The 16,328-nt window shown below is 64.1% G+C and carries 10 protein-coding genes and 3 pseudogenes; 8 read left to right on the forward strand and 5 right to left on the reverse strand.

Annotated features, from left to right (window positions below; all coding sequences use genetic code 11):
* A pseudogene (locus tag IEY36_RS14370) lies at nt 1-635 on the reverse strand (transposase); the annotation flags it as partial.
* Here IEY36_RS14370 and IEY36_RS14375 point away from each other — a divergent pair.
* Entirely contained in the window at nt 634-1,221 is a 588-nt protein-coding gene (locus tag IEY36_RS14375) for a hypothetical protein (RefSeq protein ID WP_188967796.1), read from the forward strand. The pseudogene IEY36_RS14370 and the gene IEY36_RS14375 overlap by 2 nt on opposite strands.
* The gene (locus tag IEY36_RS14380) at nt 1,172-2,230 is read left to right on the forward strand and encodes a right-handed parallel beta-helix repeat-containing protein (RefSeq protein WP_188967798.1); all 1,059 of its coding nucleotides are present in this window, start codon (nt 1,172-1,174) and stop codon (nt 2,228-2,230) included. Before IEY36_RS14375 ends, IEY36_RS14380 begins: the two co-directional genes overlap by 50 nt.
* Nucleotides 2,231-2,478: 248 nt before the next feature.
* Here the strand turns inward: IEY36_RS14380 and IEY36_RS14385 are convergent.
* Nucleotides 2,479-3,620 (reverse strand): annotated as a pseudogene (locus tag IEY36_RS14385) (IS3 family transposase).
* A 64-nt stretch (nt 3,621-3,684) separates the two neighbouring features.
* Nucleotides 3,685-3,837, reverse strand: a pseudogene (locus IEY36_RS14390) (IS5/IS1182 family transposase); the annotation flags it as partial.
* 565 nt (nt 3,838-4,402) lie between these two features.
* On the opposite strand from IEY36_RS14390, the gene IEY36_RS31105 reads away from it, so the two are divergent.
* From IEY36_RS31105 to IEY36_RS14420, 6 genes are read left to right on the forward strand one after another with little or no spacing between them, the layout of a single operon-like run.
* A complete protein-coding gene (locus IEY36_RS31105; protein ID WP_188967800.1) occupies nt 4,403-4,906 on the forward strand; it encodes an acyltransferase in 504 nt (167 codons plus the stop codon).
* 7 nt (nt 4,907-4,913) lie between these two features.
* Nucleotides 4,914-5,939 carry a Gfo/Idh/MocA family protein gene (locus IEY36_RS14400; protein WP_188967802.1) on the forward strand — a complete coding sequence of 342 codons (1,026 nt, stop codon included), beginning with the start codon at nt 4,914-4,916 and terminating at the stop codon, nt 5,937-5,939.
* Nucleotides 5,936-7,060, forward strand: coding sequence for a DegT/DnrJ/EryC1/StrS family aminotransferase (locus tag IEY36_RS14405; protein WP_188967804.1), 1,125 nt, complete (start codon nt 5,936-5,938; stop codon nt 7,058-7,060). The genes IEY36_RS14400 and IEY36_RS14405 overlap by 4 nt, the downstream gene beginning before the upstream one ends.
* A gap of 28 nt (nt 7,061-7,088) precedes the next feature.
* The gene (locus IEY36_RS14410; protein WP_229681323.1) at nt 7,089-8,066 is read left to right on the forward strand and encodes an NAD-dependent epimerase/dehydratase family protein; all 978 of its coding nucleotides are present in this window, start codon (nt 7,089-7,091) and stop codon (nt 8,064-8,066) included.
* The gene (locus IEY36_RS14415; RefSeq protein WP_188967807.1) at nt 8,063-9,202 is read left to right on the forward strand and encodes a DegT/DnrJ/EryC1/StrS family aminotransferase; all 1,140 of its coding nucleotides are present in this window, start codon (nt 8,063-8,065) and stop codon (nt 9,200-9,202) included. Before IEY36_RS14410 ends, IEY36_RS14415 begins: the two co-directional genes overlap by 4 nt.
* Entirely contained in the window at nt 9,199-9,864 is a 666-nt protein-coding gene (locus IEY36_RS14420) for a NeuD/PglB/VioB family sugar acetyltransferase (RefSeq protein ID WP_188967808.1), read from the forward strand. Before IEY36_RS14415 ends, IEY36_RS14420 begins: the two co-directional genes overlap by 4 nt.
* Nucleotides 9,865-10,067: 203 nt before the next feature.
* Here IEY36_RS14420 and IEY36_RS14425 read toward each other — a convergent pair whose 3' ends face one another.
* Together IEY36_RS14425 and IEY36_RS14430 are read right to left on the reverse strand one after the other, a co-directional pair.
* On the reverse strand, nt 10,068-10,376 hold the full coding sequence (locus tag IEY36_RS14425) for a hypothetical protein (RefSeq protein WP_229681324.1): 309 nt from the start codon (nt 10,374-10,376) through the stop codon (nt 10,068-10,070).
* Between the two features lie 146 nt (nt 10,377-10,522).
* Nucleotides 10,523-16,318, reverse strand: coding sequence for a DUF4082 domain-containing protein (locus IEY36_RS14430; RefSeq protein WP_188967809.1), 5,796 nt, complete (start codon nt 16,316-16,318; stop codon nt 10,523-10,525).
* Nucleotides 16,319-16,328: the final 10 nt, after the last annotated feature.

Here is a 16,328-nt window from a genome sequence, read left to right on the forward strand (position 1 = left end):
CGGCCGGCCGTCGAACAACTGGTCGGCGACGAAGTCCATCGACCAGATCTCGTTTGACGCCGTCGCGCCCGGCCGCCCCACCCAATACCGCGACGCCCGCTTGCGCCGCGGCACCTTGGCCCGGATCGTCAGGCCTTCCTCGCTGTACAGGCGATACACGCGCTTCGCGTTCACCGGCCAGCCCTCCCGTCGCAGCAGCACATGCAGTCGTCGGTAGCCGTAGCGCACCCGGCTCGCCGCCAGGTCCCGCAGCCGGACGCGCAACTCTGTCTGCGGATCCTGCCGCGAGCAGCAGCGCTGCGACGACCGATGGAACCCCGTGGCATGGCAGGCCCGCCGCTCGCCGATCGCGTAGGCGCCCCGCAGGTGGCGCACCACGTCGCGGCGCACGGCGGGCCTCACCACTTTCGCCGAAGCACGTCCTGCAACATGCTCTTGTCGAGCGTGAGGTCCGCTACCAGCCGCTTCAGCCGTCGGGTCTCCACCACGCCCATCCCGGCGAACTGCTTCTTCCACCGGTAGAACGTCGGCTCCGACACCCCGAGCTTGCGGCAGATATCTTCCACCGCCGTCCCACTCTCCGCCTGCCGCAGCACATAGGCGATCTGCTCCTCCGAATACCGCTTCCTCTTCATGGCACTCTTCCTCCTCGGTCAGAGTGCCCGAAAAAGTTGCCCTCCCGATGGGCCACTTCTCAGCGGGCAGGCCAAGTGCGCGCACAGCGGCACTCGGTGTGCTTCCCGGTATCGCGCCATTGTTGCGAATGACGCTTCGCTCGATGCGCAGCACGCCACCCATGGCGCTTGGCGCGAAGATGCCGTCCTGGTTGTTCTCTATGAGCAGACGATAGAGCGACAGGTCCCTGCCTTCGGCTCGGATCGCGGCACCATACCCTTCGAGATGCTGTGCACGCGCGAGGGCGAGATTGTGGACGCGGACATTGCTGCCCATGATGACGAAGATAGCCTTGCCGTCGCAAACCCGGTCCGTAATGCGCGTGGCTTCTCCGCTGCCCTCAATTGTGAGATCGTCGGCCTGCCAGACCGCGCAATCGTAGCATGCGCCCGGCAGAATCCGTACGGTATCGCCGGATCGAGCGACGGATGCTGCCTCGCTCGGTTGCTGGAATCACAATCCGGCACCGATGTTCAATTCGGCAGTGAAGGCCGGCATGGAAATCGCCTGCAGCATGCAGCAAATTGCGCCCGTCCAAACCGCTGATTTATTGCGACATCGAAAATATTCGACGTATTGTAGCGGTGTTTCGGCCGAAGGAAGTTGGTCCATGCGCGTTGCGAGTTTCGCCTTCCTTCTCATCATGCTGCCGATCGCGCTGCGAGCAGAAAGCCGCGTGCTCGAGGTTGGGCCAGGCCGATCCTTGAGCCTGCCGTCCGCCGCCGCCGCAGTGGCCCAATCAGGAGATGTCATCAGAATTGCTCCTGGAAACTACGAAGATTGCGCGGTCTGGCGCGCCGATGGGCTCGTGATTGAGGGCGATGACCCTGAGCGTGTCATCATCGGTAACCGAACCTGCCTCGGTAAGGGCGTGTTCGTCATTGTGGGCAACAACGTTGTCTTGCGGGGCGTGACCTTGACGGGCGCGCGCTCGGCCGACGCCAATGGCGCAGGCATTCGCGCCGAGGGCGTCAATCTCACTGTCGAGCGCGTGCGCTTCCTTCGCAATGAGAATGGCATCCTGCACGCTGGCATCGGACGTGGTGCATTGATCGTTCGTGACAGCCTTTTCATCGGCAATGGAAGTTGTGAGAGGGCTTGCGCACACGGCATCTACGCCGGCCCGCTCGAGCTGCTCCGTGTCGAACGCTCCCGCTTCCTCGCGACGCGTGAGGGTCATCACGTGAAATCGCGGGCATATCGTACGGAGGTCCTTGAATGCGACATCGAGGATGGGCCCGATGGCACGGCCAGTTATCTGATCGATGTGCCCAACGGTGGTGCTGTCTTGCTGCGCGGAAACCGCTTAGTGAAAGGACCGCGCTCGGGTAACCGCAGCACGGCCATCAGCATCGGCGCCGAAGGGGTGGATCGGCCTACGCCGGAGATACGCATCGAGGGGAACGTCCTCATCCTCGAAGGTCGCTACCGCACCGTTTTCGTTACCAACCACACGGCAACGCCGGCAATTCTCAGAGGAAATACTATCCCGGACGCGGTGACAGTACTGCGCGGCGATGGACGCGTCATTTCCGCTGGTGCAACTGGTCGCTGAATCCCCGGGCCCCTTCGACACGCATTTCCTGATCGCAGGTCAATCGTGGCGCGACACTCGGGGGGCAAGCAGCCGCGATGCCACAGATATGACGAGCTCCCGGGCCATCTCCCATGGCGCTGCAAGGCGAGACGCGAGGACACAATCACGTTGGATCCACCGTGGTAGCGACTGCCTGGTCGCCACCTGAGCTGGCCCCCAACCGTTGGACAGTTTTCCGGCCTGGCTAAGCTCGCTCCTGGTTGTTGTCAGGCCGCCAATTGCATCACGTCGTCCACCCCATACGCCTCGTCGGGGGTTCGCCTGCAGATCCCGCTATGGGGTCGCCCTGTATTGTAGTAGCCGATCCACGTTACCAGCCCGGCCCACTGTTCCGAGCCGCTCTCGAAGGCGTGCAGGTAGACGCATTCGTGCTTCGGGCTGCGCCACAGCCGCTCGATGAACACATTGTCCATCCACCGCCCGCGGCCATCCATCGAGATGCGCACGCCAGCCGCCTGCAGCACGCCGGTGAACCGCGGAGAGGTGAACTGGCTGCCCTGATCCGTATTGAAGATCTCCGGCCGAGCGAACCGCGCCAATGCCTCCTCCAGCACCTCGAGGCAGAACTCCACATCCATGGTGTTCGACACTTGCCACGCCAGCACCTTGCGCGTCGCCCAGTCCATCACCGCCACCAGGTACAGAAAGCCGCGTCGCATCGGGATGTACGTGATGTCGGCACACCAGACTTGGTTCGGTCGGTCCACTAAAAGGTCCAGCAACAGGTAGGGCCACACCCGATGCTGGGGATGCGGCACCGTCGTGCGCGGCCGCTGTTAGATCGGTGCCAGCCCCATCCTGGCCATCAGCCGCCGAACCCGCTTGCGCCCGACACTGTACCCTTCACGGCGCAGATGACGCACCATCTGCCGCGAGCCATACCACGGCGTCTCCAGGAACTGCGCATCCACCAACCGCATCAGCGCCAGGTTCAGCGCCGTCTCCCCCGAGGAGAGGTGATAGAACCCCGAGCGGCTGATTGACACCAGCTCGCACTGCCGCACGATCGACAGCCGCGGATGCTCAGGCTCGACCATCTGACGCCTCCGTTCGATGCTCATCGACCGGACGCCTTGGCCAAAAAATCCTGTTCCACCAGCAACTTCCCGATCTTCGCGTGCAGCTTCTCGACGTCCGCCTCGACCGCCTTTGCCGTCTCCGTCGCCGCGGATTTCGCCGAAAACACCGCAGCCAGCCCTTCCGTGGCCTGGCGCTTCCATTCGCCGACCATCGTCTGGTGGATGCCGTGCTTCGCTGACAGCTGCGCCGCCGTCAGCTCATCACGCAGCGCCTCCAGCGCCACTTTCGCCTTGAATTCCGCCGAATACCGCGTTCGCTTGCCCGTCATCCGGATCCGTCCTTCTCGTGGGCGAACCGAGCTTAACTACCTGTCCGAATCTCGGGGACCAGCTCACTTCGCGCACATCCACTGTGCGCCGTCTGCCGCCGCGCTTGGCCGGGCGCATCAGCGGCACCACCAGCGCCCATTCGCCATCCGTCAGGTCCGACGAATAGCGCAGTCCACGCCGGTCCGCCGCACGTCGATGTTCCGATGTCCACGCCATCCGCCTGCCCCCGCGAATCGTCCACCGGCACAGCGAATCAGAGCCGATTCAATCGACTCAACCTCTTTCCGGATGGGCTCTAGGTCTCTGCGGCGGAGGCGATGCAGTCTCGGCGGCGACAGTGATGCCCGCTCGTTCTTCGCGCCTGCCATTACAACGATATCGGCAACGCCGTGATAGCGCAGCGGCAATCTCTGCTCTTTGGCTCATCATCCCGCGCCGATGTGGTTCGACTGTTGGAGGCAAACGCCGTGAACGCGAGATCGCGTGGGTCGAGCCTGCACGATCCGTGCGTCGTGGTGTTCGTGATGCGAGAAGTCCGGCGCCAAGCCGCAGGGCAATGGTAGGTCGGATTGCGGGTGCAGCACGCAACGGTAGCGATGGGCGCTCGATCCACCCGAAATGGTTGCTGGACTAGGTCTTATCGAAAGAAGTAATTGTGCCGCATACAAAGCTTGCAATCCGTAATGAACTTTGTCCCTTAAGTCGCAATAAAGCTGAAAATTGTATCAATGTCGCATGTTTACTGTTGCTCTGAGCGATCCAAACGTACATGCTTCGTGGCATGCCACTCAACAACGTCCAGCTCGGCGACGACACCGTCATCACTCACCCCGATCTGGTGAATCTTTACGGTTGCTCGATCGGTTCGGGAACGAAGGTTGGGCCCTTCGTCGAGATCCAGAAGAACAGCGCTGTCGGCGCCCGCTGCAAGATCTCCTCCCATTCCTTCCTCTGCGAGGGGGTAACGATCGAGGACGAGGTCTTCATCGGCCACGGAGTGATGTTCACGAACGAGCTGTTCCCGCGCTCCACCACGCCCGAAGGCGCGTTGAAGACAGAAGCCGATTGGAGGGTGGTGCCGACGCGCATCTGCCACGGCGCCTCCATCGGCTCCAACGCAACCATCATCTGCGGTGTCACCGTCGGACGCTTCGCCCTCGTTGGTGCGGGCGCGGTGGTGACACGCGACGTGCCTGACTACGCGATCGTCGCCGGGGTCCCGGCAAAGGTCGTCAGCGATGTTCGTGAGCGTGAGAGCCTCTATCCACTCCAGCAACAGGAATGACGACGCCATGATCAATATCGGTGTCATCGGCTATGGCTATTGGGGGCCAAATCTGGCGCGCAGCGTCGCGGAGACGGATGGCTGCCGGCTGGCCGGTATCGCCGACTTCTCCGCCGCCGCGCTGGCCCGTGCTGGCAAACGCTACCCTGGCGCCACACTGCATCAGGACGTGCGCAGCCTGATTGACGATACGTCGGTTGATGCCGTGTTGATCGCAACCCCTGTCGCGACGCATTACGAGATCGCGGCCGCAGCCCTGCGGGCAGGCAAGCACGTCATCGTCGAGAAGCCCATCGCCGCTTCCTCCGATGATGCGCGGCGCCTCATCGAAGATGCCGCGCGCCGCAACCTGACCCTCATGGTGGACCACACCTTCGTCTACACCAGCGCGGTGCAGAAGATCGGCGAGATCATTCGCGCGGGCGATCTTGGTGATGTCTATTATTATGACAGCACACGCGTGAATCTCGGCTTGTTCCAGCACGATGTGAACGTGATTTGGGATCTCGCCGTGCACGATCTCTCGATTCTCGATTATCTGCTGCAGGAAAAGCCTATTGCGGTTTCCGCCAGTGGCGCCGGTCATATCCGCGGCCGGCAAGAGAACATGGCCCATCTCAGCCTGTTCTATCCCTCCGGCACCGTCGCCTATCTGAACGTCAACTGGTTGGCACCGGTCAAGGTGCGCCAGACGCTGATCGGCGGCAGCAAGAAAATGATCGTCTGGAACGATCTCGAGCCCAGCGAGAAGGTCAAGGTCTATGACCGCGGCGTCACCCTCGGCGACGCGCCGGAAGCCGTCGCCGCGCGCATATCCTATCGCAGTGGCGATATGTGGGCACCCCAGCTCTCGGTGAAGGAAGCGCTCCTCACCGAAATGGAGCACTTCGTCGACTGCGTCACGCATGGCCGCGAGCCGATCACCTCCGGCCAGAGCGGACTGAGCGTCGTCGAGACACTTGAGGCCGCAATGCTCTCGCTGCGTCAGCGCGGCCAACCCATCGACATCTGCCCTGTAAGGATGGCCTCATGATCCCGCTGCTCGACCTCCGCGCGCAATATGCTGGCATCAAGACGGAGCTTGACGCTGCCGTTCTGAGCACGCTGGCAAGCGGCGCCTATGTCTCCGGCCCGCAGGTCGACGCGTTCGAGAAGAAGTTCGCGGAGTACTGCGGGGCACGCGAGGCGATTGCCATGAACTCCGGCACCTCGGCCCTGCACCTTGCGCTGCTGGCTCTGGGAATCGGGCCCGGCGACGAGGTGATCGCCCCCGCCATGACCTTCGTCGCGACCGTCGCGGCTATCCGCTACGCGGGCGCGACACCGGTGCTCGCCGACGTGGACCCCGTCACCTGGAACATCGATCCGGCGGCGGTGGAACGCGCCGTGACCGCGCGCACCCGGGCCATCATCCCCGTGCATCTCCATGGCCGCATGGCGGACATGGACGCGATCATGGCTATTGCCGAAAAGCATGGCCTGCGCGTCATCGAGGATGCAGCGCAGGCCCATGGCGCAACCTGGCGGGGCAGGGGTGCCGGTACGATCGGCGACATCGGTTGCTTCAGCTTCTACCCCGGCAAGAATCTCGGCGCCTGCGGTGAAGGCGGAGGCGCCGTGACCGACCAGCCGGACCTCGCCGCACGCATGCACAAGCTGCGCGACTGGGGGCAGGAGGGTCGCTACAACCATGTCGAGCACGCCTTCAACTACCGGATGGATGGCATTCAAGGCGCAATCCTGTCCGTGAAGCTCGGTCATCTGTCGCGCTGGACCGAGCGGCGGCGCCAGGTGGCGGCGCTGTATGATGACTTGCTCGCCGGACTGCCACTGACGCGCCCGGCAAAGGCCGTGGCGCAGGAGCATGTGTGGCATGTCTATGCCATCAGGCATCCCGAGCGCGACCGTCTGGCCAAGGGGCTGCTGGATGCGGGTGTCGCGACGGGTCTGCACTATCCGCGGCCGGTCCATCTGCAGCCGGCCTATGCCGCGCTTGGCAACGGCCCCGGCAGCTTCCCCGTCGCCGAGGCATTGGCGCTGGACTGTCTGTCGCTCCCCATTTTCCCCGAGTTGACCCCGGAGCAGCAGAAGCACATCTGCGCCACGATCGGGCAACTCCTCGAACATTCATCGGTCAATAGCCATGCCGCGTGAGCAAATGGACGATCTTGATCCGGCCGGCGTGCTCGCCGGCACGACCTGCCTCGTTACCGGTGGGGCCGGTTTCGTGGGTTCGCACATTGTCGAGCTGCTTCTTGCCGCGGGTGCGGCGGAAGTGCGCGTCGTCGACAACATGGTGCGCGGCCGGCGCGACAATCTTGCCCTGGCACTGCGCAGCAACCGCGTCCGGCTGATCGAAGGCGATATCCGCGACCATGGGCTGATGAAGGGTCTGGTCGACGGCTGCGACACGGTGTTTCACCAGGCGGCGCTGCGGATCACGCAATGCGCGCAGGAACCGCGTACGGCTCTGGAGGTGATGGTCAACGCGACCTATGACTTGATCGAGCTTTGCCATGCCGCCGGGATCCGCAAGATGGTCGCCGCGTCCACGGCGTCGGTGTACGGCATGGCGGATCAGTTCCCGACCACCGAGGAACAGCATCCGTACAACAACCGGACCCTGTACGGCGCCGCCAAGGCCTTCAACGAGGGCGTGTTGCGCTCGTTCAACGACATGTATGGCTTCAACTACGTCGCGTTGCGGTACTTCAACGTCTATGGCCCGCGCATGGATATCCACGGCCGCTACACGGAAGTGCTGGTGCGCTGGATGGAGCGACTGTCTCGCGGGGAAGCGCCGATCGTATTTGGCGACGGCCTGCAGACCATGGACATGATCCATGTGCGCGACGTGGCCCGCGCGAATATCCTTTCGGCTGTGGCGCCGGTCAGCGACGTCGCGCTCAATGTCGGTAGCGGGACGGAAACGTCCCTGCTCGATCTCGCCCATATGCTCGCTTCCATCATGGGCCGGCCGGAACTCGTGCCCGTGCACCAGGAGGCACGCTCGGTAAACCCGGTGCCGCGGCGTCTCGCCGGCGTATCCAAGGCGCAGGAGTTGATCGGGTTCACCGCGCGTCATCCGTTGAGGGAGGGTATCGCCGAACTGATCGACTGGTGGCGCGACCAGACCGTGCCGGCAGGAGCAGCCGCATGATCCCCATCACCAAACCGCTGATAGGTGAGGAGGAAGCCAAGGCGGCGGCGGATGTGATCCGCTCCGGCTGGCTCACCCAGGGCCCCCGCGTTACCGAATTCGAGGCGGCGTTCGCCGCGGTCACCGGTGCGTCCCATGCCTGCGCCGTGTCGAACTGCACCACGGCCCTGCATCTGGCCCTGCTGGCCGTTGGCGTGAAGGCGGGCGACGAGGTCATCACCGTCAGCCACACCTTCATCGCCTGCGCGAATGCGATCCGGCAATGCAACGCCCAACCGGTCTTCATCGATATCGAACCAGTCGGGTTCGACATGGACGCGTCCCTGATCGAGGCTGCGATCACGCCGAAGACCAGTGCGATCCTGTGCGTCCATCAGATCGGCATGCCCTGCGACATGGACGCGATCATGGCGGTCGCGCGCGCGCATCAGCTTCCGGTGGTCGAGGATGCCGCCTGCGCGCTTGGCTCCGAGATGCTGTTCGAGAGCGCCTGGCGCAAGGTTGGCGACCCCGCCGGCGACGTCGCTTGCTTCTCCCTCCATCCGCGCAAGGTCGTCACGGTCGGCGATGGCGGCGTGCTCACCACCCGGGATCCGTCACTCGACGCCCGCTTCCGGCTGCTCCGTCAGCACGGCATGTCGGTGCCCGATACCGTGCGCCACGGCAGCCCACAGGTGATCTTCGAGAGCTACGAATCGGAAGCGTTCAACTACCGGCTGACCGATATCCAGGCCGCCGTCGGGATCGAGCAGCTCAAGCGCCTGCCGGAAATCATCTCACGCAGGCGGGCATTGGCCGAACGCTACCGTGAACGTCTCGCCGCTTCGGTGCCTGAAGTCGCCTCGCCCTCCGAGCCCAATCGCGCGCGGTCCAACTGGCAGTCCTTCGCGATACGGCTGCCGGAATTCGCCGATCAGCGCGGCGTGATGCAAGGCATGCTCGATCGCGGCGTCTCGACGCGGCGAGGCATCATGTGCATCCACCGCGAGACGCCCTATGCCGGCAAGGCACGATTCCCGCTCCCGGTCTCCGAGGCGGCACAGGACCGCACGATATTGTTGCCGCTCTTTCCGCAGATGACCGACGCGGAACAGGACCAGGTGGTCTCCGCGCTTGGCGAGGTCATACGACATTGAGCATTAATCGCAGGCGCATCGCCGTGCTTGGGGCGTCGGGCAATGCGCTCGATATCCTCGACATTGTCGATGCGCTTGACGCCGGGTGGGAAATCGTTGGCGTTTTCGACGATGCAAGCGCTACCGGGTCGGATTTCGCGGGACTACCAATACTCGGGCGGCTGTCGGAGGCCGCGGCCATGGCCGCGCCGGGTGGCCTGTTGGATGGCGGGTACTTCGTGAATGCGATCGCGAGCGAGCGGTCTCATCGCCGGAAGTCAGATATCCTGGCGACCCTCAAGATCGATGCTGCGCGCTTCGCAACCCTAGTGCATCCGCTGACGGCCGTATCCCAGCGAGCGACGCTAGGCTGCGGCGTGTGCATTGGGCCGGGCAGCACCGTCTCCGGGCGGGTCTCGATCGCCGAACATGTCTGGCTTGGCGCGCAAGTCACGATCGGCCATGACGCGGTCATCGGTGTCGGTGCCACGCTCGCCCCCAGGGTGACGCTGGCCGGAGGCGTGCGGCTCGGCGCGCTCACGTATGTCGGCTCGGGGGCAGTGCTGCGGCCGGGCATCGTGGTCGGTGAGGGTGCCCTGATCGGCATGGGCGCGGTGGTGCTCCGGGACGTGCCGGCCGGAGCGGTCATGGTCGGCAACCCAGCCCGACGCTTCGACCTGTAAGGCGTCGCGAATAGGAGTCTGCCCCGGCACGTTGCTGGCGCCGGCGGCCGCTCGCGCCACTGGAGCGGTTCCGTCGATCGTGGAACCGCTCAAACACCTATACGGCGCGCATCTTCGCTGAGCCTGTCATTCTCACTCACCGCGTGCCGCGGGCACGAAGGGCCACGGGGGCATCGATCCGCCCTCGCGGAGCGAATGACGCCCTAACGGAAATTGGGTGAGGTCGGGCTGCGACGCTCGGCATTCGTCGCCGGTGCCGCTTCTGACCGACGGACGACCCCCGCGTCGATCAGGCCGTGCAGGGCCTTCTGCATGACTTCCACCGAATTCGCGAAGCCCTCGACCGACATGACCACCCGCTGACGCAGGACGGCGCGCGGCGTATTGTCGGGGTTCCGTTCCGTGGGCGACAGGCTGGTGAAGTCGACGCGAACGATGGAGCCGCTGACGGTGATCTCGCCAATGCCGTCGGAGAAGATTTCAGGATGCATCATCTGGTCCTTGATGGTCACGTGCACGGAACATGGGTCCTGCCTCGGGATGGCGCGGTGAGACAGGTCTCATCATCGCGCCTGGCGAGCATTTGCGGCAAGTATTATGCAAGCTGACCAGCTCCCGGGCCGACCCGCTGGGATCAGCCCGGGCTCCACTCGCTGCCTCACGCCGCGAGCTGGCCCTGATAGGCCACATCCACCCAGTAATTGGTGGAGTTCCACGACCCGGTCGGGAATTGGCTGGCCCCATAGGCATAGAGCCCATTGTTGCCGGCCGGCGCATTCAACGGCCCGCTTTCGTAGGGTTGGGTGAAGAATGCCCCGGAGGCGGCATAGAAGCCCGTATCCGTATGGTAGGACGCGACATAGTCCGTATTCGCCGCAATCGACACGGGCGCAGCGAAGTCCACCTGCTGCCAGCCGCTCGCCGTCTCATTGGTGAAGGTCGCGGTGGCGAGCAGCGTGCCGGTCGCGGTCCACAGGCTGCCGGTGTGCGTGCCGGTATTCTGTTCGCTCTTGTAGTAGCGGATGCCCGTGATGCTGCCGGCCTGGTCCGCGCTGAAGCGGACGCCGAGTTCGATTGAGCTCGGATCGTTGACCGCGAGCACGGCGGGCAGTTGGCCACTGGCGAACAGACTGTCTGTCGTCGCAGGAGCCTGCACATTCAGCGCCACGGCGGCCTCCGCCGTCCCGCCGCGGGCATCGGTGATCCCGTAGGTGAAGCCGGCCGGGCCGGAATGGCCCGCATCGGCCGTGAAGGTGACGGTCTGAGCCTGGGCGTCGTAGGCAACCGTGCCACCACTCGCCGCGGATACGCCGGTCAGCGTGAATGCGTCTCCATCCGCATCCTGGTCGTTGGCAAGCAACGTCGCGACCGGGATGACCAGTGAAGCGCCCTGGGCAAGCGTGAAGCCACCGTCGGCGGTGGCCGTCGGGTTACGGTTGCGGGCGTCCATGACGACATCCACCCAATAGTTGGTCGCGTTCCAACTCTGGTTGGGCATGACGCCGCCGGCACCGTAGGTATAGAGGCCATTCGAGGCGGACAGCACGCCGTTGTCATGGCCACCCGTGAAGTAGGCCGAGGTTGCCGCATAATTGCCGGTCGTCGTGTGGTAGGACGCGACATAGGTTTGCCCTGCCGCGATATTGACCGGTTCGGCAAAGTCCACCTGCTGCCAGCCGCTTGCCGTCTCATTGGTGAAGGTCGCGGTCGCGAGCAACGTACCGCTTCCCGTCCACAGGCTTCCCACATGCGTGCCGGTGTTCTGCGCGCCTTTGTAGAAGCGGATCCCGGTGATGAGGCCGCCAACATCCGCAGTGAATTGAACGCCAAGCTCGACAGCACTTGGATCCGCCGTCGCCGTCGTGGCGGGCGCTTCGAAGGCACTGAAAAGGCGCTGATTGCTGCCGGTCTCGACAACATCCATGCTGGCAACCGCCTGCGAGGTTGCGCCAGTGCTGTCGCCAACGGTGTAGGTGAAGGACGCCGCGCCGATATAGCCGGCATCGGCCGTGAAGGTGATGGTCCCACCCAGCGCATCGAACACCGCGGTGCCGCCGGCCACGCCTGAAATGCCGGTGATCGCCAGCGCATCGCCATTGGGATCACTGTCATTGGCCAGCAGTGAGGCGAGGGAGATCACGAGTGGGGTGTTACCCTGGACGATCAGGCCGCTTTCTCCCACGGCGGTCGGGCTGGCATTGCCGCTCGAGAAGACCACGTCCACCCAGTAGTTCGATGCGTTGTAGGTCTGCGTGGGGAAGCCGCCACTGCCGTAGGCATAGACGCCATTCGATCCACCCGTGGCGGTGATGACGCCTTGGCTGTAGCTCGCGTTGAAGAAGCCCGGAGTGACAGAATAGTATCCGGAATCAGTGTGATAGGATGCGATGTAGGTCTGGCCGGTCACCAAGTTGACGGGTTGCGCAAATAGTACCTGCTGCCATCCGCTCGCGCTTTCTTGCGCAAATGTGGCCGTGGCTAGAAGCGTGCCTTCCGCGGACCAGAGGTTGCCGACATGCGTGCCAGTATTCTGCACCCCCTTATAGAAGCGGATGCCTGCGATGCTTCCGTTCTGGGTCACGCTGAACCGCATACCCAATTCGATCGGATTGGGATCGGCGGCTGACGCGACGGCCGGGACCGCTCCTGGCTGGAACAGCGTGCTGATCTCGCCGAGGTCCACCACCTGCATCGAGACAGTGGTTTCGGCCGTGCCGCCCCGCCCATCCGAGATAGCGTAGGCGAAGCCGGCGGGTCCCGTATAGCCGCTGTCCGGTGTGAAAGTGATGATGCCCGTTTGCGGATCGTAGGCGACCGTTCCATTGGTCGCGCCCGAGACACCTGTAATGGTCAGCACATCTGCATTTGCGTCAGTGTCGTTGCCCAGTAGGGTGACGGCAGCGATTCCCAGCGGCACGTTCCGCGCCACGACGAGGCCGGTATCCGCCACCGCAACCGGATCAACATTCACGCTGATCGCGGGTTCGAAGGTCACATCCACCCAGTAGTTGGTCCCGCTGTAAGTCTGGGTCGGGAAACTGCCGGCGACACCGTAAGCATAGAGGCCGCTGCCGCCGCCTGCTACCGACAGCACGCCCGCGCTGTAGCTTTCGTTGAAGAATCCCGGGGTCGCGGAGTACATGCCGGAGGTGGTGTGGTAGCTCGCCACATAGGTTTGGCCGGCAGTAATATTGACAGCGTTCGAGAAGCTCACCTGCTGCCAGCCGCTTGCTGTTTCGGCGCTGAATGTCGCCGTCGCCAGCAACGCGCCCTCGGCGCTCCATAGGTTTGCCGTATGCACGCCCGTGTTCAACGAACCCTTGTAGAAGCGGATGCCGCTGATGCTTCCGTTGGTCGAGGACACGAAGCGAACGCCCAGTTCAACGGGCGATGCATCGGCGACGGACTTGAACTCCGGTGTCGCGGTGGCGGCAAACAGGCTGAAGCGTAGTGGCGGTTCCTCGACATCGATGCTGGCGACCGCCTGCGAGGTCGCGCCGCGACCGTCAGTCACGGTGTAGGTGAAGTTCGCCGTCCCGACGAAGCCTGCGCCAGGCGTGAAGGTGATGATCTGCCGATAGTAATCCCACGCGACCGTGCCGTTGGTCGCCCCGGAGACGCCGACGATCGACAGCGGATCCCCGTTCGGATCGGTATCATTGGCGAGCAGCGCCGTCGCCGAGATGACGAGAGTGCTGTCCCGGTCCGTCGTCAGCCCGCCATCCGCCGCGGCGGTGGGTCCTGTGTTGCCGACGACCGTCGCGGGATCGAACACCACGTCAACCCAGTAGTTCATCGACGACTGTACCTGGCCGATCGGGAATGAACCGGCCTCACCGATGACGCCGTTCGGGCCGGTATTCCAGTCGCTCGCCAACGCGGTCAGTGGGCCGCTGGTGTGGGATTCAGCGAAATAGGTACCGTGGGAGGCGAGGTAGATGCCCGCCGTCGTGCTGTAGGAGGCGATGTAGACCGTCCCCGCCGCGATCGTGATGGGTTGAGCGAAGTTGACCTGCTGCCAGCCGGATCCCGTCTCGTTGATGAAGGTCGCGGTGGCGAGCAGCGTGCCGTCCGCCGACCACAGCTTGCCGACATGCGTGCCGGTGTTGCGATCATCCTTATAGAAGCGGACGGAGGAGACGGTTCCGCTGCGTTCGGAACTGAACTTCACGCCGACTTCGGCTGGGCCGAAGACGTGCACGACACATATATTGCAGCAGACTGCAGCCTGCGACGGGTCCCAGTTCTCCGGCAGCGGTGGCGGCGTGTCGGTCAGGCTGAACAGGCTGACATGGCTCGCCTCGGCTACCGTCACCGTCAGCGGTGCGCTGGCATAGCCCATGTTGAGGCTGTCATCGACCGCGCGGGCGGCAAGCTCGTAGCTGCCCGCCGCTGGCGCGGTCCAGGTATACGACCAGGTTCCGGCTGCGGTATCGAACGCGGCCGCCCACCAGGACGTACCGCCATCGGTCGAGACTTCGACCCCCGCGACACGACCGCCAATGTCGACCATGTTGCCACTGAGCGTGACGCGCTGCCCTTCGGCCACAGTGCCGGTGACGGCGTTGATGGTCGATGTCGGCGCCGTGAAGTCGATCGAGGCCGTCGCCGGCAGCAGGTCGGCCTGCAGCGTCTGCGCCTGCACACCCATATCGGCGAACAGGTTGACCATCGCCTGCTGGACACTGGCATCCGTCGGCGTCGACTCTAGGTCGTGGTTGGCATCCAGCCCCCACGACCAATAGACCGTGCCTGCGCCGAATACGAGCGCACCGCTCTCCGCCCTGTAGAGGGTCAGGTTGTGCGTCGCGATGCCGGGGCCGACGGACGTGCCGTAGTCGTAGAGCAGCGTGTTCACCGCCAGTGTGGAACTCGACAGCCTAATCAGGCCGTCCGGCGTGAAGGAATTATCCGGCGCGATGTCCCATTCGTAGCCGAGAAGATTCTGCACGAGCTGGGCGGTCTCGCCGGCGGCCGTTTCCGCCACCGCCGTGTTCCGCCAGAAGCGGAGCTGAGTCATGTCGTACGGGATCTCGATGGTGTCGAGCCTGTAGCTGTCGACCTGGAACTGCGTGCCCTGCAGCGCGTTCTCCGGCGTCTGTCCGCCTGCCGCGGGGTCGTAGCTGAGGTCGCGCCAAGTGCCGGTCCATTCGGCGCTCGGGTCGATCTTAGTCCCCGCCCGCGTCTCCTTGTAGGAGACCATGGTCCGATAGTCGGTCTCGCTGCCATCGATCGAGGCTTCCCAACGCGTCTTCCAATACATCGCGTTGCCGCTGAGGAAGGCGAGGTTCACCCCGGCGTCGCGCGCGGCCTCGACATTGGCGCGCTGCTCGCCCGACCAGTACTCGTCATGACCGACGTCGAGGAACACCTGGTGGTTCAGCAGGTTCTCGCCGTAGCGCGCGGTATCGACGCTCGAGATGTAGGAGACGTCATAGCCATTCGCCTCCAGCCAGCGCACCGCGGAATACTCGGCGCCGAAGATGAAGTCCTGCGCCCCGGCAGCGTATCCGCCGCCTTCGCGCGTGGTGATCGGCCGATTGTAGCTAACCGCATAGGCGCGCCCCGGCGCGCTGTCGCCACCCGGACCGTTGCCGCCATACAGATTGGCGCCGCCCCAACCATTATAGGCCTGCCAAGTGCTGTCGGATGTCTGGAAAACGATGTCGGACGTCGAGGTGCTGTCGCGGACAATGAAGGGGATGTGGTTCTCCCCGAAGGTGCCGTCCTCGCGTACCAGCTTGGCGATGTAGATGCCCGAGACGGCGTCGCTCGTCATGGACCATGTATCGGTGACGGACCAGTTGCCCGCATCGACCAGGCCTGTGTCCAGATCGCGCAGCGGTGTGGGCTGCAAGGTGGCGCTGGCCGCCTCGTGGTTGATCGTGTCCACCAGCCGGGCACCGTCGCCGCCATAATAGCCAAGGCGGTAGATTTCCACGCGATAGTTGCTGGAATCCGTATTGATCTTGAAGCTGACCGTCTGCCCGAGATCGTAGCTGATATCCGTCGTGAATCCCTCGATGTCCGAGGACGGCCCGGACAGCAGGTCCCACACGCTCTGCGGCGTGCCCTGCTTCATGTTCTCGAGTACGATGGCATTCGGCGTGACGACGTTCGTCGTCGAAAAGGATGAGGTGGCCGCCGTACTGTCGATGACGTAGGTCTGGACGTCAGTGCTCGTCGTCGTGAACGATAGCGTTGGCGTGACGGCAGTGCCGCTGGTCGTCGTACCGCCATCCACGACGCTGGTCGTCGTACCGCCATCCACGACGCTGGTCGTCGTGCCGCCTTCCACGCTGCTGGTCGTCGTGCCGCCATCCGCCGGCGCGGTGATGACAACGTCCCTGACGAGCACCTCCGACACCGACACGGCCTCGTAGATCCCGATGGCGAACGGGTCGCCAATCTGCGGGAACAGGGACGTCCCGGTCGTTGTCGTCGTGCTGGACATGGTCGATCTC

Origin of the sequence: Neoroseomonas lacus, from assembly GCF_014644535.1 — a bacterium.
Taxonomy (GTDB): domain Bacteria; phylum Pseudomonadota; class Alphaproteobacteria; order Acetobacterales; family Acetobacteraceae; genus Neoroseomonas; species Neoroseomonas lacus.